Origin of the sequence: Paenibacillus sp. M2, from assembly GCF_046713495.1 — a bacterium.
In the GTDB taxonomy this organism is placed as follows: Bacteria; Bacillota; Bacilli; order Paenibacillales; family Paenibacillaceae; genus Paenibacillus; species Paenibacillus amylolyticus_B.
In genome coordinates this window covers 5,818,125-5,837,867 of sequence record NZ_CP169648.1, presented here as the reverse complement: position 1 = coordinate 5,837,867, position 19,743 = coordinate 5,818,125, and the positions used below count along the sequence as shown (strand labels likewise).

General features: G+C 47.9%; 15 protein-coding genes and 1 other annotated feature. All 15 genes read left to right on the top strand.

Going from position 1 to position 19,743, the window contains the following annotated elements; genetic code table 11:
* The first annotated feature begins 82 nt into the window (after nucleotides 1-82).
* The 15 genes from ACETMN_RS26775 (at nucleotide 83) to ACETMN_RS26705 (ending at nucleotide 19,689) form a co-directional block, all read left to right on the top strand.
* The gene (locus tag ACETMN_RS26775; protein WP_411735362.1) at nucleotides 83-670 is read left to right on the top strand and encodes a non-ribosomal peptide synthetase module; all 588 of its coding nucleotides are present in this window, start codon (nucleotides 83-85) and stop codon (nucleotides 668-670) included.
* A gap of 335 nt (nucleotides 671-1,005) precedes the next feature.
* Entirely contained in the window at nucleotides 1,006-1,407 is a 402-nt protein-coding gene (gene speD, locus ACETMN_RS26770; protein ID WP_127548249.1) for an adenosylmethionine decarboxylase, read from the top strand.
* A gap of 342 nt (nucleotides 1,408-1,749) precedes the next feature.
* A complete protein-coding gene (gene hemA, locus ACETMN_RS26765) occupies nucleotides 1,750-3,135 on the top strand; it encodes a glutamyl-tRNA reductase (RefSeq protein WP_036605893.1) in 1,386 nt (461 codons plus the stop codon).
* Between the two features lie 14 nt (nucleotides 3,136-3,149).
* Nucleotides 3,150-3,977 carry a cytochrome c biogenesis protein CcsA gene (gene ccsA / locus ACETMN_RS26760; protein ID WP_036605894.1) on the top strand — a complete coding sequence of 276 codons (828 nt, stop codon included), beginning with the start codon at nucleotides 3,150-3,152 and terminating at the stop codon, nucleotides 3,975-3,977.
* Nucleotides 3,978-3,982: 5 nt separating this feature from the next.
* Nucleotides 3,983-4,633, top strand: coding sequence for a bifunctional precorrin-2 dehydrogenase/sirohydrochlorin ferrochelatase (locus ACETMN_RS26755; RefSeq protein WP_411735361.1), 651 nt, complete (start codon nucleotides 3,983-3,985; stop codon nucleotides 4,631-4,633).
* Nucleotides 4,634-4,635: 2 nt separating this feature from the next.
* Nucleotides 4,636-5,592: a hydroxymethylbilane synthase gene (hemC, locus tag ACETMN_RS26750; protein ID WP_036605896.1), complete on the top strand. Its 957-nt coding sequence runs from the start codon at nucleotides 4,636-4,638 to the stop codon at nucleotides 5,590-5,592.
* Nucleotides 5,593-5,596: 4 nt separating this feature from the next.
* The gene (gene cobA, locus ACETMN_RS26745) at nucleotides 5,597-7,159 is read left to right on the top strand and encodes a uroporphyrinogen-III C-methyltransferase (RefSeq protein WP_047841188.1); all 1,563 of its coding nucleotides are present in this window, start codon (nucleotides 5,597-5,599) and stop codon (nucleotides 7,157-7,159) included.
* A 104-nt stretch (nucleotides 7,160-7,263) separates the two neighbouring features.
* Nucleotides 7,264-8,265, top strand: a complete 1,002-nt coding sequence (hemB, locus tag ACETMN_RS26740) for a porphobilinogen synthase (RefSeq protein ID WP_017692601.1) — start codon at nucleotides 7,264-7,266, stop codon at nucleotides 8,263-8,265.
* A 26-nt stretch (nucleotides 8,266-8,291) separates the two neighbouring features.
* Nucleotides 8,292-9,596 (top strand): glutamate-1-semialdehyde 2,1-aminomutase, encoded by a 1,305-nt coding sequence (hemL, locus tag ACETMN_RS26735; RefSeq protein WP_411735360.1) that lies wholly within the window; start codon nucleotides 8,292-8,294, stop codon nucleotides 9,594-9,596.
* Entirely contained in the window at nucleotides 9,593-10,501 is a 909-nt protein-coding gene (locus ACETMN_RS26730; protein ID WP_411735359.1) for an RluA family pseudouridine synthase, read from the top strand. The genes hemL and ACETMN_RS26730 overlap by 4 nt, the downstream gene beginning before the upstream one ends.
* Nucleotides 10,502-10,806: 305 nt before the next feature.
* Nucleotides 10,807-12,339: a LysM peptidoglycan-binding domain-containing protein gene (locus tag ACETMN_RS26725; RefSeq protein ID WP_256974849.1), complete on the top strand. Its 1,533-nt coding sequence runs from the start codon at nucleotides 10,807-10,809 to the stop codon at nucleotides 12,337-12,339.
* 155 nt (nucleotides 12,340-12,494) lie between these two features.
* Nucleotides 12,495-12,776, top strand: a binding site (T-box leader).
* 67 nt (nucleotides 12,777-12,843) lie between these two features.
* Nucleotides 12,844-15,510: a valine--tRNA ligase gene (locus ACETMN_RS26720; protein ID WP_411735358.1), complete on the top strand. Its 2,667-nt coding sequence runs from the start codon at nucleotides 12,844-12,846 to the stop codon at nucleotides 15,508-15,510.
* Nucleotides 15,511-15,588: 78 nt separating this feature from the next.
* Nucleotides 15,589-16,965 (top strand): bifunctional folylpolyglutamate synthase/dihydrofolate synthase, encoded by a 1,377-nt coding sequence (locus ACETMN_RS26715; protein ID WP_091011917.1) that lies wholly within the window; start codon nucleotides 15,589-15,591, stop codon nucleotides 16,963-16,965.
* Between the two features lie 56 nt (nucleotides 16,966-17,021).
* On the top strand, nucleotides 17,022-18,341 hold the full coding sequence (murC, locus tag ACETMN_RS26710) for a UDP-N-acetylmuramate--L-alanine ligase (protein WP_244661167.1): 1,320 nt from the start codon (nucleotides 17,022-17,024) through the stop codon (nucleotides 18,339-18,341).
* Nucleotides 18,342-18,459: 118 nt separating this feature from the next.
* Nucleotides 18,460-19,689 (top strand): SPOR domain-containing protein, encoded by a 1,230-nt coding sequence (locus ACETMN_RS26705; protein WP_179198363.1) that lies wholly within the window; start codon nucleotides 18,460-18,462, stop codon nucleotides 19,687-19,689.
* The last annotated feature ends 54 nt before the right edge of the window (nucleotides 19,690-19,743 follow it).

The following is a 19,743-nucleotide window of genomic DNA, read 5'->3' as shown; positions in this document are numbered from 1 at the left end:
GCCATGCCGGCCTGAAGAATTTTGAGATAACTGCTACATGTGCAGGAAGGCAAAACAATCGGGGAAGAATTGAGGGATTTGTATGGCTCAGCGGTTAGCCACAGAGTATGTGAAGGCCACTATAAAATTGTCAGAACCCCAGATGCATCAGTTTTTGCGCATGACAGAAGACGGCAGGCTTCATCACCGGGTTAAGGTGTTGGACAATGGTTGTCAGGAGGTTGTGCTGGGAGATGTAAGTGGAGAAGAAGTGCATTTCCCTTTTGACCGCATAGAAGGGTTTTATATCTGTGAGTTATCTTGCCGCCTGGTGAATCTGCATCTGACCAACGTTGTCCGGAAGCTCTTTGTGACTTTTAGAGGTGACGGGGTCGTTCATCGGATTTATAAAGGGTTCACTATGACGTATGTTTATGCTCAAGGCACTGTCCGCAAAATTGTGGAGAAGACCGGGGAGAACACCCGAGTGATCTATGAATACAAAAATACGTTGCTTGAATTGCAACATCTGTTCCAGGCCAGAGATGTAGAACGCGAAATCAACCGTGTGTATGCCGAGATCGATTCACTGCTGGACACTAGAAAAGATGCGACTGCTGATCAGCTCCATCAGATTGACGAGACCCTTGCTCGCCATCAAAAACGGTTGTTTGAGCTTGAAGCTTATTAGCTTAAAATCTTATGTTTATAAACGTATATGTATATAATGAATTCCCTTGTATCTTCCGGGCAGTGGCACTCGCCAATGTGGAGGTTTCAGGGGGATTTTTTGATGTGAGATGGAATATTCCGAATTGAAAATATTTATTTTACAATCTTCTGGAAAAGGGTTGATTTCACTCTGATTCAATGTTATTTTTAATCTCGTTGAAAACAAAATAGGAACCAGGATTCACTCAGGACATTATATGTTGCGAGAGATTTTTCCCTCGGGAAGTGAATGACGTAGGTCCTAGCGGATGAAATTTTTCAAACATTTTATTCCTAGGAAGGGGGAACCGAAGGATGGAATATTCAACTTTCGGAAGACACGTTGCTGTTGATACTTGGGGTGTTGACTTTAATCTACTGAACAATGCAGAGTATCTGGAAGCCCAAATGATTGAAGCAGCAGAGGCATGTGGCGCGACAGTGATGTCCGTACAATCCAAGCAGTTTGATCCACAGGGAGCGACCGTACTTGTACTATTGTCTGAGAGCCATCTCTCCATTCATACGTATCCTGAGAGAGGTTTTGCAGCGATTGATTGTTACACTTGTGGGGAGACTGTAGATCCACAGCTTGCTATTGACTACCTGGTATCCGTATTAAAGCCTGAAACAACGTATGCAAAGAAGTTGGTACGTGGTTTGGGCGAATTGCAGGTTGAAACACCAGACATGAACAACCAGATTGAACGGGTTTAAATAAAAAGTATATTGCATACACAATGTTCACATATCGGGATGGACACATAACCTCCCAAACTCTAATAGTCATGGAATAATTCCATGGCTATTTGTTTTAATATGCGTATCGTTATGAATATTCATAATGGACACTTTTTAACGCATAACGGTGAACTTTGGTGAGACACTACAATAAATGACAGTGCATATGATGATGAACATGGTGATTTCATAAACATTTCATAAAAATGACCCGGTCATGGCTATGATGTGTGATATAATTAACCTTGTCAATCATAAATGGATAGACATATGCAGTAAGCACTTTGATTGGAAATTTATTAGGCAGGTGAACTTGCAATGCACATCGTTGTCGTTGGTTTGAATTATCGCACGGCGCCTGTAGAGGTTAGGGAACGATTCACATTTGCAGAAAAGGATTTGTCTGAAGCGCTGCAGCAGCTCAAGCTGACCAAGAGTGTATTGGAAGGTGTAATCGTAGCCACATGTAACCGTACCGAGTTGTATGTTGTGGTGGACCGTCTTCACATGTGTGGTTATTTTATTCGAACATTCATGGAACAATGGTTTAACGTACCACGGGAAGAATTTACGCAACACTTATATATATATGAAGATGATCAAGCCATGCGTCATTTGTTCCGCGTCATCTGCGGACTAGATTCCATGGTCATTGGTGAGACTCAGATTCTTGGACAGGTGAAACAGGCTTTTCTTAAAGCGCAAGAAGAGAAATCAACAGGTACCTGGTTTAATATGCTGTTCAAACAGGCAGTTACGCTGGGCAAACGAGCACATTCGGAGACTTCCATCGGGGAGAGCGCCGTATCTGTCAGTTATGCTGCTGTTGAACTCGGTAAGAGGATCTTTGGCATGTTCACAGACAAGAAGGTGCTCATTTTGGGTGCGGGCAAGATGAGTGAACTAACCGTGAAACATCTCTATGCCAACGGGGCATCAGAGGTCATCGTGGCGAATCGTACGCTCGCAAGAGCTGAAGAATTGGCAGCCAAGTTCCGGGGCACACCTTGTACGATGGAACAGGCATTAGATCGACTGAATGAAGTTGATATTGTGATTAGTTCGACTGGAGCTGAACGTTATGTGATGGATGCAGCAGTGGTACGGGAGAGCATGAAGCGTCGTCAATCTCGTCCATTGTTCCTGATTGATATTGCGGTTCCACGCGATATTGATCCGGCGATTGGTGAATTATCCAACGTATTTCTCTATGACATTGATGATCTGGAAGGAATCGTGGAGAGCAACCTGGAGATGCGTAAGGTGGAAGCTGCCAAAATTGAGAGAATGATTGAGCTTGAGATGGAGGATTATTACCATTGGCTCAAAACGTTGGGTGTTCGTCCCGTTATTCGGGCTTTGCAGGAAAAAGGTGTCTCCATTCATGAAGAAACGATGGATAGCCTGTTTAATAAACTGCCTGAGCTGGATGAACATCAACGTAAAGTCATTCGTCGTTTGACCAAGAGTATTGTGAACCAAATGACGACAGATCCGATTAATCGGATTAAGGAAATGGCAGGCACGAAGCAAGGTGATGAAGCTCTGCGCATGTTTACTCAGATTTTCGCTCTGGAAGATGCAGTAGAGATGGCCGCTGAAAAAGTGAGTCAGAGTGATGCCACAGCTCTGGCGAAACCAGCCGCTCACCTTAACGAAAACCGGCAAGACCCCGTGCCGGCTTATGCTCCGGCAGGCGTATAAGGCGGGTGGGCAGCTTGACCCTTGCTGAACAAGTTTATGAAGCTCTAATCTATATGTATGCCCTGAGCCTACTGTTCTATTTCTCGGACTGCATTCGACGTAATGCGGGGGCGAAGCGGACAGGCACAGGGTTTCTTGTCGTTGTTTGGGGATTGCAGGTAACGCATGTCATATTGCGCATGTGGACTGAAGGCCATTTCCCCATCTATACCACCTTTGATTTTTTGTTTATATTTTCATTCAGTATTGTGCTGATGTCTCTCGTCATGACTCGCATCCAGCGTTCCGAATTTGTGATTTTGTTGCTGAATGTTGTAGGTTTTTCCGTTACGGTATTAAACCGACTGTGGTTTACGGCCGGAGAGATATCACTGCATAACTGGCAAACGGTACATGGATTACTCATTATGCATATTACCTTGGCGAATCTTGGTTTTGCGGCGTTAACCGTTGCTACGGTATTTGCCATGTTATATCTGTTCCTGCACCGTAAGTTGAAGAAAAAAAAGTGGAATGATACGATGCGGCGGATGCCAAGCCTGGAAGTGATCGGCAAATACATGGATGGTGCTAATTTCATAGGTACACCGCTCCTTGGTGTTTCTGTGATGCTTGCCGTATTATCCATTGTGGCGGAAAGACGCTGGATTCTACTCTTGGATCTCAAAGTTATTGCGACAGGTCTTGCTATAGCCATCTATGTGGGGTACTTCGTATCCAAGAGAAGGAAACAGTTCTCTACAATTATCATGGCAAGATGGACACTGATCGGGTACGGATTTGTCATTATAAGTTTTTTATCCAATGCGTATTCAGCGTTTCATCGTTGGACGGGAGAGTGAAGGGGATGGACCGTTACACGCCGATATTTGTGAATACTTCAGGCAAGAAGTGCTGCGTGGTTGGTGGTGGACGTGTTGCCGAACGTAAAATTAAGGGATTACTGCATGCTGAGGCACAGATTACGGTCATTAGTCCGGAGCTTACTCCTGTATTAAAACAACTGCATCATGAATCCCGAATTCAATGGATAGACCGGTCCTACCGCAATGGAGATTTGCGGGGGGCCTTTCTCGTATATGCAGCGACTGACCGTTCAGAGGTCAATTCAACTGTGGTTCGGGATGCTGAGGCTGCGGGCATACTGGGGAATAACGCGATGTCTTCGGAGCACAGCAGCTTTATTACGCCAAGTGTGGTAAGGCGTGGGAGATTAAGCATAGCGATATCCACAGCAGGAGCGGGACCGGCAGCAGCTGCGGAGATACGTGCCACACTCGAACGACAGTTCGGTGATGAATATGAGACGTACCTTGAGTTTTTGCACCAGATGAGGACTGAGGTGAAGTCACGCGTATCTTCTTCAAGTCTCAGGAGTACGTTGCTTCGGCAATTAACTGAAATGCACATATTAGAGGATATTCGTACAGGCCATTTTCGGTGGTGGACCGAAGAAGAAATCGGGGACTGGATATCCCGTAATCAGGAGGAAGTGTAGATATGCGTACAATTAAAGTTGGAAGTAGACAGAGCGCGCTTGCGCTAACCCAGACAGGTCATGTCATTCAGGATTTACGCGATATTTGTGAGCGGGAAGGATTAGCTTTTGACTTTGAAGTACATAAGATTGTTACCAAGGGAGATCTCATTCTGGATGTAACGTTGTCAAAAGTGGGAGGCAAAGGTCTGTTTGTCAAAGAGATTGAACAGGCGATGCTTGATCGTACGATTGATATGGCTGTGCATAGCATGAAAGATATGCCCTCCGAGTTACCCGAAGGATTAATCAATGGTGCTATTCCCCGTCGTGCAGATCCACGGGATGCGCTGATATCTAATGGTGGACTAACTCTGGATCAACTGCCAGAAGGAGCTAGAGTCGGAACAAGCAGTCTGCGCCGATCGAGTCAATTAAAGGCCTATCGTCCAGATTTGCAATTGGAATCGATTCGCGGCAATATTGATTCCCGTCTGCGGAAGCTGGAGACCGAAGGATTCGATGCGATTATTCTGGCAGCTGCAGGATTGTACCGTATGGGCTGGGAAGACCGAATCACAGAGTACTTGACGGAAACAGCTTGCCTTCCGGCAGTGGGTCAAGGCGCGCTTGGTATCGAATGTCGTGAAGACGATGAGGAACTATTGCACTTGCTACAGCTGTATAACGATCCCGAGACAGCATTTCCTGTACAGGCGGAACGCCGTTTTCTCAGTGTATTGAATGGGGGCTGTCAGGTTCCGATCGGTGCTCATGCGGTGTGGGTGCCTCAGCAAGATGCAGATTCCCTGAATGGTGAAAACACGTTACAATTAACAGGTATGGTCGGCACGCCGGATGGTGGACTGATTCTTAAGGAAGCTATGATCGGCAAGGACCCGGTTCGTCTGGGTGAAGAAGTGGCGTGGAGATTGATCGAACGGGGAGCAGAGCAGATACTGGCAGAAGTTAGGGGATGAAGACATGGTGGGAAAGGTCTTTTTGGTAGGGGCAGGTCCTGGGGATGCAAAGCTGATTACGGTAAAAGGGTGGGAATCCATCGGGAAAGCCGATGCTGTAGTCTATGATCGTTTGGCAAGTCCGAGATTGTTGAAACAAATGAAACCCGGCGCAGTCAAGATTTACGTGGGCAAGCGCCCGGATCGGCATACGATGAAACAGGAAGAGATCAATCAACTGTTGGTTGATCTGGCTCTTGAAGGCAAGGTTGTGGTTCGGCTTAAAGGCGGCGATCCAACTATCTTTGGACGTGTGGGCGAAGAGGCGGGTTTGCTGCACAAAAACGGAATTCCGTTTGAGATTGTACCTGGGGTTACCGCTGCAATAAGTGTGCCTGCGTATGCCGGAATTCCTGTGACTCACCGTGACTATGCATCTTCCATCTCTATTATTACGGGGCACGAGAGTCCGGACAAGCTTGATCGCAGTATCCATTGGGATAAAGTGACGAATGCAACGGGCACACTTGTATTTATGATGGGGGTTGCCAAAATTGGATATATCAGCGAACAATTGATACGTCATGGTCGTCCAGCGCAAACACCGGTAGCTCTGATTCGTTGGGGAACACGAGCGGAACAGGATACCCTTACAGGTACCCTTGAAGATATAGAAGCGAAAGTGATCGCAGCCAATTTCCAACCACCAGCTGTTATTGTGGTGGGAGATGTTGTCAATCAGCGGGAACAATTGAAATGGGCAGAAGCGCTGCCGCTATTTGGCAAACGAATTCTGGTAACCCGTGCTCGCAGTCAGGCGAGTGAACTGGTGAATCGCATTGAGGAACTCGGCGGCGAACCGTATGAGTTTCCGGTTATTGAGACGGTCATGCCATCCAGTGAATCTGCCAAGCAAAGTGTCAAAGACGCCTTCAGTGCTTTAAATACCTATGACTGGGTGTTTTTCACAAGTGTGAACGGCGTGGAGTTTTTCTTCCGCCATCTGGAACAGGAAGGCAAGGATATTCGCTCGATTCATCAAGCGAGAATTACTGCCGTAGGACCTTCCACAGCGGACGCTTTGCGCAAACATGGCATCGTAGCTGAAGTTGTCAAAGGTCCTTTCCAGGCCGAAGGCATGCTTGAGGCTTTTGAAAGCGAGCTGAAGGAAGGCCAGAGAGTACTGCTTCCGCATGGTGATCTTGCACGTACATGGTTACGTGACCAGTTGAGAGAAAGAGGGCTTCAGGTCACCGAAGCCATCACCTACGATACGATCCTCGCTGGTGAGGATGATGACGAACTACTCAAGCTACTTGAAGAAGGTGGTATTCATGCGGTGACCTTTACAAGTTCATCGACGGTTACCAACTTCATGAGTATGTTGAAACGTATGGGGTTGCAAGATCCACTGCCTTTATTGAAAGATGTGGAGGTTGCGTGTATCGGGCCTGTTACAGCGAAAACGGCAGAAGCCGCTGGACTAAAGGTTACACTGATGGCAGAGGAAGCAACGATGGATAGCTTGATCACAGTGCTATGCGACTGGAAACGGACAGGAACCAAAGAAGGCGCTCTTCGAAATTAATACACATGTAATCATGTCAACATATGAAGCGTGCTGAATTCGATAGGATACCAGCGCGCTTCCCTTTTTGCTCTATTTAACTTTTTCAAGGAGGTTTTACTCGTATGAGTTTTCCAATTGTACGGCATCGCCGTTTACGTCAATCCACAGGTATTCGCAATATGGTCAGAGAGACCCATCTAACCGTGGATGATTTTATTCAACCAATCTATGTTACGTATGGAGAAAATGTAAAATCTGAAATTAAATCCATGCCTGGCGTATTCCGCTTCTCGCTGGATCGTCTTCAGGAGGAAGTAACGGAAATTGCCGAGCTGGGAATTCCAGCCGTGTTATTGTTTGGTATTCCCGAGACGAAGGACAGTGTGGGTTCATCTGGCTTTGCTGAAGATGGCATTGTGCAGGAAGCGACGAGATTGATCAAATCCTGGTACCCGGAACTGCTGGTTGTTGCGGATACTTGTCTGTGTGAATTCACGGATCACGGTCACTGCGGTATGGTACACACCGTGGAGATTGACGGTCACATCTGCGGAGATGTGTTAAATGACGAATCACTGGATCTACTCGTGCAAACGGCAGTGTCTCAAGCCAAAGCAGGAGCGGACATTATTGCACCATCCAACATGATGGATGGATTTGTACAAGCGATCCGCGCGGGGCTGGATGAGAATGGATTCAGTCACATTCCGATCATGTCTTACTCTGTTAAATATGCATCCGCATTCTATGGTCCATTCCGTGAAGCTGCGGATTCCACACCACAATTCGGAGACCGCAAGTCATATCAGATGGACCCGGCGAACGCGCGTGAAGCCTTGCGTGAAGCAGAGACGGATGTGCTCGAAGGAGCGGATATGCTAATGGTTAAACCTTCGCTGTCCTATCTTGATGTCATGCGTACGATTAAGGATCAATTTGATCTTCCGCTTGTTGCCTATAATGTAAGTGGCGAGTATGCCATGGTGAAGGCGGCGGCGATTCAAGGCTGGATCGATGAGAAAAAGGTTGCCATGGAAATCCTGCTCAGCATGAAACGCGCAGGTGCAGATATGATCATTACCTACTACGGAAAAGACGCTTCACGCTGGTTGGCTGAGAAATAAAATAAATTACATTGAGGAGGATATTCATGACTGCACAACAAGGTAATCGTCGCAAGGATGAGCGCTCACGCAGCGCGTTTGAGGAAGCGAAGCAGTACATACCCGGGGGTGTGAACAGCCCTGTACGCGCATTCAAATCGGTGGGACTTACTCCGATCTATGCAGAACGTGGTGAAGGGTCCAAAATCTACGATATTGATGGCAATGTTTTTATTGACTATGTGGGTTCGTGGGGCCCACTCATTATGGGACATGCACACCCTGACGTTGTAGAAGCTTTGCGTGAGACAGCCCTCAAAGGAACAAGCTTTGGTGCGCCTACCTTGCTGGAGACCGAGATGGCAAAACTGGTCTGTGAGCGTGTACCTTCTATCGATATCGTGCGGATGGTTAATTCTGGAACTGAAGCAACGATGAGTGCCATTCGACTGGCACGCGGGGTAACCGGACGCAGTAAAATTCTGAAGTTTGAAGGATCATATCATGGACATGCAGACAGCTTGCTGATCAAGGCTGGCTCAGGTGTTGCAACGCTGGGTCTTCCAGATAGTCCAGGCGTGCCTGAAGGCGTAGCTGTGAATACCATTACGGTGCCTTATAACGATCTGGAGTCCGTGAGACTTGCTTTTGAACGTTATGGTGAAGAACTGGCCGCTGTTATTGTGGAACCTGTGGCGGGTAACATGGGGGTTGTTCCTCCGGCTTCCGGTTTCCTTGAAGGCCTGCGGAGTTTGACGACCCAATATGGCAGCCTGCTTATTTTTGACGAAGTCATGACCGGTTTCCGCGTAGGGTTGAACTGTGCTCAGGGACGATATGGGGTTACACCTGACCTGACTTGTCTGGGTAAAGTTATCGGTGGCGGACTCCCGGTTGGTGCTTATGGTGGCCGTCGGGATCTGATGGAACAGATTGCTCCAACAGGACCAATCTATCAGGCAGGTACATTGAGCGGGAATCCGCTGGCTATGGCAGCAGGGTATACAACGCTCAAATTGTTAACACCAGAGGTCTATGACCGTCTGGAGACATTGTCTGCACGTCTGCAAGCCGGATTCGAGAAAAATGCAGCTGAGACGGGTATTGCGATAACCATTAACCGTGTGGGTTCCATGGTTTGTCCATTCTTCAGTGCCGTTCCAGTAACCAATTATGATATTGCCAAAGAAAGCAATCTGGATCAATTCCGTCGTTATTTTGCGGCCATGATTGATCAAGGTGTGAGTGTTGCGCCTTCGCAATACGAAGGTATGTTTGTCTCTGGTGTGCACACGGAGCAGGATATTGACGATACGATTGAGGCGAATCGTAAAGCTCTTCAATCGCTATGACCATCAAAAGTTGGAAACGCCGCGGGGAATGGCTTGAGCTGATGCCAGGGAAAGCCGTAACAGGCAGCTCGGACAAACCGATGGCTGCAGAGCAATGGTTATTGTCTGAACTTCAGTTTCCGGAGAAACTGCTCCGTCAGTTAAAAGCAAACCAAGGAATACAACTTGCAGGGGACCGGCTTCGGCTGGCCCTTTTTGCGTCCCAGCCAATCGATGTTGAGCCACGCTGGGCTGATGTGAATGTATTATATGAGGATGATTTCTGTCTGGTTATGCACAAACCGGCAGGCATGAAACTGCATCCAGATGGAAGCCGTGCCGATCAGGCCATCACGCTGGATCATGTGGTTGCCTCCTATTATGAAATGAACGGAATTCAGGCAAGCGTACGCCATGTTCATCGACTGGATGAGGATACAACGGGACCTGTCCTATATGCCAAAAATGCTTTTGCCCTCGCCAAACTGGATGAAGCGATGCGTCGTAAAGAGATTGGTCGCCATTATGTAGCTATTGCAGGTGGACAAATTCCCCTTGAACTCCACAAAATTGATGCTCCGATTGGCAAGGATAGACATCACAAGCAGCGCAGACGTGTCTCGGAAGGTGGACAGGAAGCTGTTACTCATGTGGAGACCGTCGAAGTGTGGGAACGAGCAACCCTTGTACGATTAAAGCTGGATACAGGACGAACACACCAAATTCGTGTACACCTGAGTTACGCGGGACACCCGCTCATTGGTGATTCGTTGTATGGTGGTAGAGCGGATGCCATTGGGCGACAAGCACTTCATGGAGAGATGCTTAAGTTTAGTCATCCGTTAACCGGAGCGATGATTGAAGTGAACGACCGTTGGCCATCCGATTTCACACAATTGGCAGAACGTGAAAAGGTGTATTCATAAATGATATAGAGCGAACTTTAATAGTTACACGAGAACGGAGAGGACAGAAATAACGTGAAGAAGCGGAGCGTTCGCCTAAAAGCTTTCTGAAAGAAAGCTGCATCGGAAGCATATGCTTCGCCGTTATCCCCGGATCTGCTCTTTGAAGAAGGGAATCAAAAAAAATCTGGGGATACAAGGTTTTTCAAAAGGTGGCATGCTCATCTCATTCAAGGCATATAGATGGGGTAACGAAGGATTTGGACCATGGATCAGTCCCATGAGAAGGATCATGGTGAACATATGCCGAAAGGAGGACGCCACCTTTGTTGAATCAACCTTATGGTTTGCGGTTCGATATTTATGAGCGCGTTCATTTGTCTGAGGGAGTCCCTGCGATTGAGGAATTGGAGGAAATTGAACTATACCCGCGCATTCAAGTCATAGGGCAGGATGATCATGCCACGTTAAGAGGGCATCTTTTGCTTACAGGTGCGTACAGAGGAGAAAATGAGGCTTCAGAGGAGCTCAAACATTTCATTCCCGTGGAGATCACAGTGCCTCTGAACCGGGTCAGATCGATTGAGGATATTTCCATCGAGATCGAAAATTTTGACGTGGATCTGTTATCCAATCGTAGTCTGAATATTACTGGCGTGTTGTCGCTGCGAGGCATCGAGGGCTTTCCTGTTGAAGAGCCACAAGTTTGGTCAGCAGATGAATTTACGGTAGTCCACTCACCGGATGCTCAGCAATCCAACCGTTCCGATGAAGCAGAACAGACAGGTAGCGACCCCAACACATTTGCACAAGAGTATCTGCTCCAGCGGAGTGAGGAAGAGAGACTTGCGAATGCAGCAGAACTTGCATATGGTGCCCCGGAATATCATCAGGAATATGCGAACTTATCATCGGCCGAGTCACTTCAATCTGAGGAGCAAAGTGCGGAGTATGCTAACGAAAACAGACAACCTGATGCAGACGAAGATCCCGCATCTCTGACAGAGAATGGAGATGAATTGGCATCCCATGAGCAATACAGCGAACCTTCTCCGATCTCGTCATTTATGGCTGAGACCGCTGATCGGTTAGCTTCTTACCCTGAGTCGGAACCGGTGCTGCCTCTGGAAGAAGAGTCTTTAGCGTGGTCCGAGCCTTCTGGGGATGCATTGCCTGAGGAGCCTAGAAATTCAGATCAAGTAGTCCCAGAGCCTACTGCTCAATCATCTAATGAGTTTGCAGCACCAGATGTACCGGACGCACCAGATGTATGGCATTTCGAATCAGCGAGATCTGTACCTCAGCAGGAGAATCAGGCAGTTGATGTTCCGGTTGAACCACAGGCGGAGAACTGGCAAGGTGTATTCGGTTCGTCCGAAGCAGGCAATGCAGAGGAAGAACGTCCGTCTTTTGAAGCGACTGGGGTAGATGAGTTTGTGCAGAACGAAGCATTTGTTCCTGAACCTGTTGCTGAGACGGAAGACAAGCCGGAGTTGAAGGTTGCTTTTGGCAGCAAAAAGGAATCCGCACCACGACAAGAGGAGGGTGTAGGTATCTCTTCCTTGTTATCCTCTGGCAGATCAGCACGCGATGCTGAAGTGGAGAGAGGCGAAGAGGTTCCAGCCGGTGTGATACAGGAAGAAACGTATGCACCTGAGGATGTGGAATGGAAGAATCTGTTCCTGGGAACGATCGTGGACCAGACGCCATTCCGTAAGGTGAAACTGTGTATCGTCCAGCGGGAAGATACACTGGATGCCATTGCAGATCGATACCAATTGAGCACGAGGGAACTTCAGTTGTATAACCGATTATCTGAACAAGTTGTGGAAGAAGGTCAGATATTGTACATCCCTTAATCCGTAGTTAAAGCCTTCGTTACGACCCGTGATCCCCTTGAGGATTGCGGGTTTTTGCATGTTTCGTCCTAAACCTGCATTCCAGCGCTCTTTATCCGCTGTTGTCAGGTTGACTATCGCGCACGAGCAAGGTATGATGTGTGTAGGTTTTTTGAAGAACAACGTGGAACGGGAGTAGTAGACAGTATGACCTTTCAGAGAGTGGAATTGCAACGCTGTGAGATTCCGCAGGAACCAACTGATCGAAGTCGCCCGGGAGTTGCCTGTTTGAATACAAGGGATAAATGAGATTTATCGTCATTTATTTCTGAGGTAGGATGGGCCGGTAGCAGCCGTTATCTGCTTGAAGTGTCACGTCATGTACAGAGGGTGAAGTCTATCTTGCTGTTGGCGTGAAACAAAGGTGGTACCGCGAAAGCTAACCTTTCGTCCTTTGATGGATGAAAGGTTTTTTTTGTTTTTTTTGGCGAAGATGATGAAGATGAAGTAACGGAGGAATGACACATGTCTGAGGAAAAAAAATCAGCTGCAACAGAAATGCCGACCACTTACGATCCTAAAGCGGCAGAGGACAAATGGTACTCCACCTGGATGGAGCGCGGATATTTCAAAGCCGGTCAACGTAAAGATGCCGAACCGTATACGATTGTAATTCCACCCCCAAATGTGACCGGGATGCTGCACATCGGGCATGCGCTCGACTTTACACTACAGGATATTCTGATCCGCACCAAACGGATGCAGGGTTATGATGCACTGTGGCTTCCGGGTTCCGACCATGCAGGTATTGCTACCCAAACCAAAGTGGAGCAGAAGCTGCGTGAAGAAGGTCTGACCCGTTATGATCTGGGACGTGAGAAGTTTCTGGAGAAAGTATGGGACTGGAAAGATCAATATGCAACTACCATCCGTCAGCAATGGGGCAAAATGGGATTGTCGCTTGATTACTCACGTGAACGTTTTACGCTGGATGAAGGTCTGTCCCAAGCGGTTCGTAAAGTATTTGTTCAACTGTATGAAAAAGGCCTTATTTACCGAGGCAAACGCATCATTAACTGGGACCCGGTGAACCGGACAGCTCTGTCCGACATTGAGGTTGAATATAAAGAGGTTCAGGGTCATTTGTACCATCTGCGGTACCCGCTCAAAGATGGAAGTGGCTACGTTACCGTGGCAACAACGCGTCCAGAAACGATGCTGGGTGATACAGCAGTTGCTGTTCATCCGAAGGATGAGCGCTATGCAGATATGATTGGTAAAGTGCTTGTACTGCCTATCATTGGACGAGAAATTTCAATTATCGCTGATGATTACGTGGATAAAGAATTTGGAAGTGGTGCTGTTAAAATCACGCCTGCGCATGATCCAAATGACTTTGAAGTAGGTCTTCGTCATGACCTGCCTCAGATTACGGTAATGGATGAGAGCGGCACAATGAATGCTGAGGCAGGCAAGTATCAGGGACTGGATCGCAGTGACTGCCGCAAGCAGATTGTTGCTGACTTGAAAGAGCAGGGCGTATTGATCAACATTGAGGATCACACGCATCAGGTTGGACACAGTGAACGTACGGGAGCTGTTGTTGAGCCGTATCTGTCTACACAGTGGTTCGTTGAGATGAAGCCACTTGCAGAGAGAGCGATTAAGAAGCAACAGAGCGGCGAAGGGGTTAATTTTGTTCCAGATCGTTTTGAGAAAACCTATCTGAACTGGATCGAGAACGTTCGTGACTGGTGTATTTCCCGTCAACTGTGGTGGGGACATCGTATTCCGGCCTGGTATGATGAGGAAACGGGTGAAATCATTGTATCTGCTGAAGATCCGACAACGCTGCCAGAGTATGCTGGACGCAAGCTCAGACAGGACGAAGATGTACTCGATACTTGGTTTAGCTCCGGCTTATGGCCGTTCTCCACGCTAGGCTGGCCGGAAGATACGGAAGATCTGAAACGTTATTATCCGACAAGTGTACTTGTGACAGGGTATGACATCATATATTTCTGGGTTGCACGTATGATTTTCACTGCATTGGAATTCACGGATGAGATTCCGTTCAAGGATGTGCTGATGCATGGTCTTGTTCGTGATGCAGATGGACGCAAAATGTCCAAATCATTGGGCAACGGTGTAGATCCGCTGGATGTGATCGAGAAATATGGCGCAGACGCAATGCGTTACATGATCTCAACCAGCAGCACGCCAGGCCAGGATCTCCGTTTCCGTTGGGAACGGGTGGAGCAGGCTCGTAATTTTGCCAACAAGATCTGGAACGCTTCGCGCTTTGCATTGATGAATCTGGAAGGATTCACTTATGAGGAACGTGACATTAGCGGAGAGCTTGGTACAGCGGATTATTGGATTTTGCACCGTCTGAACGAAACTTCCCGCGATATTACGCGTCTAATCGAAGCGTATGAGTTTGGGGAAACGGGTCGTGTGTTGTATAACTTTATCTGGGATGACCTGTGTGACTGGTACATTGAGTTTGCTAAGCTGTCCTTCTATGGGGAAGATCCGGTTGCCAAGAAGAAAACACAATCCGTGCTGGCTTATGTGCTGGATCAGACCATGCGCCTGATTCATCCGTTTATGCCATACATCTCCGAAGAGATCTGGCAGCATCTGCCACATGAAGGTGAGACGATTACGTTGGCAGCATGGCCGGTATATGATCCTGCTCTGGAGAACCCGGAGGCTGTTGCCGAGATGAACCTGCTCATGGATACCATTCGTGCAGTTCGGAACATTCGTGCAGAAGTGAATGTGCCTATGAGCAAAAAGATCGAATTGATGGTAAAAGCAAATAGCCCTGAAGCGTCCAGCATCATCGAACGTAACAGTCATTACATCAAACGTTTCTGTAACACGTCCGAGTTCGATAGTGGGCTGGATCTAAGCTCCCCGGATAAGGCGATGACTGCAATCATCACAGGGGCAGAACTATACTTGCCGCTGGCTGGTCTTATTGATATCGAACAGGAAGTGGCTCGCCTGGAGAAAGAGTTACAGAACCTTGAGGGCGAAGTACTCCGTGTGGAGAAAAAGCTGTCGAATCAAGGCTTTGTTGCCAAAGCGCCTGCCAAGGTTATTGAGGAAGAGCGCGCCAAGCAAGCAGACTATTCCGATAAACGGGATAAAGTGATTGCACGAATCAAGGAACTGAAAGGTTAATATACTTGGGTCGGATGGAGAGCCATTATGCCATCCGGCCGCTTTTTTCACTCAAACTCGGGACCGAAGGTGAATCAGATGACGGAATTAGACGGGACAGATGCAGCAGCTCCTTTACTTACGTATAACGAGGCCGTGGACTGGATCAATGGCCTTATTCCTTTTGGCATTCGACCTGGATTGGAACGAATCGAGAGTCTGATGTCTATGTTAGGCAATCCTCACCAACGTCTCAAATTTATTCACGTCGCGGGAACGAACGGCAAAGGTTCGACTTGCGCTTTTTTGACGTCAGTACTTCTTCAGGCTGGATATGATGTGGGTACCTTTACGTCGCCTTATATCACCAAGTTTACGAACCGTTTTCAATACAACGGCGAGGATATTCCGGAAGAGACTTTGTTGAAGATCTCTAACCGTCTGCGCCCGTTGGTTATGGAAATGGCATCTACTCCACTTGGTTCCCCAACGATGTTTGAGGTGTCCACGGCTCTCGCGCTTCTGTATTATGCAGAAGAGTGCTACCCTGATGTTGTGGTATGGGAGACGGGGCTGGGGGGAAGGATGGACGTAACGAATATTGTTTCGCCTGTTGTGTCCGTCATCACCAACATTGGTATGGATCACACGGATGTGCTTGGAGATACGATTGAGCAGATTGCTGGAGAAAAGGCAGGCATTATCAAGCCGGGAGTACCCGTTGTGACCTGCGCGACGCAACCTGAAGCTGTGAAAGTGATTCAGGAGAAAGCACAGCAGCTTCAATCAAGCCTGTATTTGGCTGGAGATCAATTCTCTTATCATCGACTGGAGAGTAATGAGAACGGACAATCTTTTCATTTTACCGGCCCGTTTCGTGATCTGGACGTTCGCATACGCATGCAAGGCTCACATCAATGTGACAATGCTGCGGCCGCACTGATGGTGCTTGAATTGCTTAGACAATACATGGCATTTATGCTGGATGACAACGATATTGCACTTGGACTGGAGAATGCTTTCTGGGCAGGAAGATTCGAAAAAGTCGTCGATGAACCCCGAATTGTGCTTGATGGAGCACATAATCCGGAAGGGGCAGAGTCACTGGCCAAGAGCATTGTGGATGTCTATCCGCACAACAAGTTAATTTTGATGATGGGTATGTTGGCAAATAAGCATCACGAAGCGTATTTGCAGCATATACTGCCACTAGTGGATACGCTGATCCTGACCGAGCCAGATTTCCGACGCAAAATGGATGCAGCCGAATTGCTGCAGATTGTCGAACGGGTACGTCCCGCCATTGCGAAGCAGGAACTGGAAATCATCGTCGAGCCCGAATGGGCGAAGGCACTTGATCTATTGAAGTCACGGACGGAAGCGGAAGATCTGGGGGTGGTCTCCGGCACACTGTACCTGATTGCGGATGTGCGGGCAGCCCTTTTGCATCAAACCGATTCTGAAAAAGGTTGGTGAAAGTTTTGTTAAATACATCGGAACACGTTCATTTTATAGGGATTGGCGGATATGGCATGAGTGCCATCGCAAGAGTTATGTTGGAAATGGGATACACCGTTACCGGATCGGATGTCGCTTCACAGGAGTTGACCGAGAAGTTGGCAGCCAAGGGAGCGAAAATATATATCGGACATACGGCAGAGCACGTCACTGGGGCAGATCTGGTTGTCTACTCTACGGCAGCGCCTGCTGATAATGTGGAACGGGTAGCAGCTGCAGAGCTGAACATTCCGATTCTGCATCGTTCCCAGATGCTTGCACGTTTGTTGAACGAACGTAAAGGTGTGGCTGTAGCCGGAGCTCACGGTAAAACAACCACCTCATCCATGATTGCACTTGTTATGGATAAATGTGATACGGATCCGACATATATCATTGGCGGAGAAATCATGAATGTGGGTACCAACGCGAAGGCCGGTCAAGGCGACTGGGTAGTCGCTGAAGCGGACGAGAGCGATGGTTCGTTTTTGCAGTATCATCCATGGCTCGGTATTGTAACCAATATTGAGGCAGATCATTTGGAGAATTACAACAGTGATTTTGAGGAGCTCAAAAGGGCTTATGTGCAGTTCCTGAGCCAGATTCGTCCGGAAGGAACAGCGATTGTGTGTTCTGACGACGAGAATGTTCAAGCGATTTTGCCAGAACTCAAGTCACGGATTACAACCTATGGTATTGATCGTGCTGCAGATTATACGGCAACGGATATTGTATTGGGCGATCGCCGTATCTCCTTTACGATGAATCATCAGGGTGCTGCTATGGGCACGGTGGAATTATCGGTGCCGGGTAAGCATAACGTTTATAATGCGATGGCTACTGTGATTACCTGTCTGGAAGCAGGCATTCCATTTGAGAAGATTGTGGCAGCTATCATCCAGTTCCACGGAGCCAAACGCAGATTCCAGGTATTGGGCGAGGCGCGCGATATGCTGATCATCGATGATTATGCTCATCACCCAACTGAGATTGAAGCTACCATTAGTGCAGCCAAAGCAACGGGCAAACGTATTATCGCGGTATTCCAGCCACAGCGTTATACGCGTACGTTCTTCCTGCTGGATGCGTTCAGTCGTGCTTTTGCGGAAGCGGATGAAGTGCTTATTACGGATATCTATTCTCCTGCGGGCGAAAAACAGATCGAAGGGGTAACCTCAGCCAAACTGGTTGAACTGATTGTTCAAAACAGTAATGCTTCTGCACGTTACCTCCCTACAAAAGAAGAAGTTGTAGCTGATCTGCAGCATCGTTTGCAGCCAGGAGATCTTGTGATTACGATGGGTGCAGGTGATATTTGGAAAGTCGGCGATACACTTGCCAAAAGTTTGAAATAAATCAATTGAGAAAACGCCTGTCTTCGATACGAAGCAGGCGTTTTTTTTGCGTTATATGGAATGTATTCTCCAGTCTCTACATATAGCTGATATAAATGGGACAAAGGAGAGGGTACGGGTGAGCAATGCTAGAATGACGTTTCGCTTCGGGGATCATGAGTCGGACAAGCCTGAAAATAAGAGGAGTTCCGCGTCCAGTCCATTGGTGACGTTAAGTGAAGAGTTACCGCATAATCAACCGCTAACGCCTAAGCAGATGGATACAACCCCATCATGGACGCCTGAGGATATCCCCGGAGACTGGGGAGAGACGGTGCTGACAAGCTCTACTGTACCTGAACCTGACGAGCGGGTGAGCCCTGATTCGAACTTGAACTTGGATGAGGCTCATTATTTTGGAAACCGTTCCGGTTACGGTTATGTTAGTCACACCGATAATCCGGAGGAAGAGCGTCATGATCTGTCCAATACCCATGATGATCAAGGCCACGACTGGCTTGTAGATTCGGAGAACTATTCCTATAAGCGCAATCGCCCTCCAAGGGGCTGGAAAATGATTGGTTCTGTCACTGGGGCACTTGTTACCGGAGCGCTTTTTGGCATGGTTATTCTTTCATTTTTTAATAAAGAAGGAGCCCTAAAGCCAGGCAATCTTCTTCCCGTCAATCAGGCAGTTTCCACTGTGACGGGTCAGGAGGGGGCAGCAGGTACAGAACAGCAGGTACAGACAGCGGCTACTGGCAGCACGTATTATGCACTTCAATACGGCGTGTTCAGTTCTCCTGAACGAGCTGAGCAGGCCAAGCTTGAGCTGGCTCAGGCTGGTATAGCCGCAGGGTCTGATCCTGAAGATGGCAATCGAGTATATGCAGGCATTTCGGCTGATCGTGAAGAGGCCAAGCTACTTAGCTCCAGGCTAAAAGCTCAGGGAGTCGAACTGTATGTCAAGGAGATCGTGAACCCTGAGATCAATCCGGCTATATTCGGTGGCAAGCAAGAGGATGTGCAGCTTTTCTTCACAAACAGTTCTGCACTGGTCGAACAATTGTCTACCTTGTCCATTCAGCAGTTGGGACAATCCGCACCGACAGCAGTCTCTGCAGAAACGATGACCGCGATTCAGAATAAGCACCAGTCGTGGTTAACCGGTTTGAATAGCCTCTCACCCGGCCTGACTGCGGAGGTACAACCTATTGTTGGTGGAATGGAGAAATCAATGAACGATGCAATAACGGCTATTGCAGAGTACAACAAGAACCCGGATGATGTGCACATGTGGTCTGTGCAGTCCGATCTGATGGAATATGTACTGCAGCAGAAAAAATGGCTCGAAGCGATTAAGCAGTAACATGCTCTTTCCCATAACAACGCTTGGAAATACTCATCCGGCAAGGAACTGGAA

Coding starts and splice junctions, on each gene's coding strand:
- ACETMN_RS26775 (WP_411735362.1), top strand. CDS start 83: ATGGCTCAGCGGTTAGCCACAGAGTATGTGAAGGCCACTATAAAATTG.
- speD (WP_127548249.1), top strand. CDS start 1,006: ATGGAATATTCAACTTTCGGAAGACACGTTGCTGTTGATACTTGGGGT.
- hemA (WP_036605893.1), top strand. CDS start 1,750: ATGCACATCGTTGTCGTTGGTTTGAATTATCGCACGGCGCCTGTAGAG.
- ACETMN_RS26755 (WP_411735361.1), top strand. CDS start 3,983: ATGGACCGTTACACGCCGATATTTGTGAATACTTCAGGCAAGAAGTGC.
- hemC (WP_036605896.1), top strand. CDS start 4,636: ATGCGTACAATTAAAGTTGGAAGTAGACAGAGCGCGCTTGCGCTAACC.
- cobA (WP_047841188.1), top strand. CDS start 5,597: ATGGTGGGAAAGGTCTTTTTGGTAGGGGCAGGTCCTGGGGATGCAAAG.
- hemB (WP_017692601.1), top strand. CDS start 7,264: ATGAGTTTTCCAATTGTACGGCATCGCCGTTTACGTCAATCCACAGGT.
- hemL (WP_411735360.1), top strand. CDS start 8,292: ATGACTGCACAACAAGGTAATCGTCGCAAGGATGAGCGCTCACGCAGC.
- ACETMN_RS26730 (WP_411735359.1), top strand. CDS start 9,593: ATGACCATCAAAAGTTGGAAACGCCGCGGGGAATGGCTTGAGCTGATG.
- ACETMN_RS26720 (WP_411735358.1), top strand. CDS start 12,844: ATGTCTGAGGAAAAAAAATCAGCTGCAACAGAAATGCCGACCACTTAC.
- ACETMN_RS26715 (WP_091011917.1), top strand. CDS start 15,589: ATGACGGAATTAGACGGGACAGATGCAGCAGCTCCTTTACTTACGTAT.
- murC (WP_244661167.1), top strand. CDS start 17,022: ATGAGTGCCATCGCAAGAGTTATGTTGGAAATGGGATACACCGTTACC.